The sequence below is a fragment of the Campylobacter troglodytis genome, assembly GCF_006864425.1.
GTDB lineage: Bacteria > Campylobacterota > Campylobacteria > Campylobacterales > Campylobacteraceae > Campylobacter_D > Campylobacter_D troglodytis.
Map to the genome: position 1 here is coordinate 1 of NZ_QHLI01000194.1, position 783 is coordinate 783.

1 protein-coding gene is annotated in these 783 nt (G+C 33.2%); it reads right to left on the bottom strand.

What is annotated here, in order from left to right:
- A partial coding sequence (locus DMC01_RS14205) for a hypothetical protein (RefSeq protein WP_221887173.1) occupies positions 1–783 on the bottom strand: 783 nt, incomplete at both ends.

The window sequence follows — 783 nt, forward strand, 5'->3', positions numbered from 1 at the left end:
TATCCCAAGGCTTTCATCGTAGGCAAAGAAGATTATATTTTTGTTTATGAGTTTGCTTTGTGTTTCTTCTTTTATTTCTTCTTTAGCCCTCTCTTCTTTGCTTGATTCTTTTTTAGTTTCATATTCGCTCTTTGATTCTTTATCCGTTCTATCTTCTTTCTTTGTTTCTTTCTTATCTTCTGTCTTTATTCCCTTGCCAGTATTCTCTTCTTTATTTGATTCCTTGTTGGCATTTTCTTCTTGTTTTGTTTCTTTGTTAGCCTCATATTCTTTTTCGGACTCATCTTCTTTCTTTGAATTTCCAAGCAAATCCTCATCGAATAAAGAACTAAGACTAAGCCTTATAGTCTGCGATTTATAAGGCAGCTGTATGCAATTTTTTAGCATTATTTCTAGGGGAAGTTCTTTGATATTTTTATATTCTAAGCTTGTCTCGTCAAAGCCTTGTTGTAAATTTTCATTGTATTTTATGAGCTTGCCAAGGGACTCAAAGGCTTTGCTTCTTCTGTGCTTTTTATCTTTTGCCAGATAGCTTCCATCTACTATCTTAAAAGCCCAGCGAATATTATCGCTATTTTGCGCACTAAGTTCTATATCTTTGCTTATGTTTCCTTGTTGGGCAAGAATATTGGTGGGTTTTTCATTACTAGCATATACCTTGTTTTTATTTTGTGCCACATAAATCTTTTGCTCCTCATAAACAAAGGCTTTAAGCATTATTTCTTGCTCTGTATCTATGGTGTAAATCTCATTTTGTGAATTTGACAAGCTATCTTTATCATC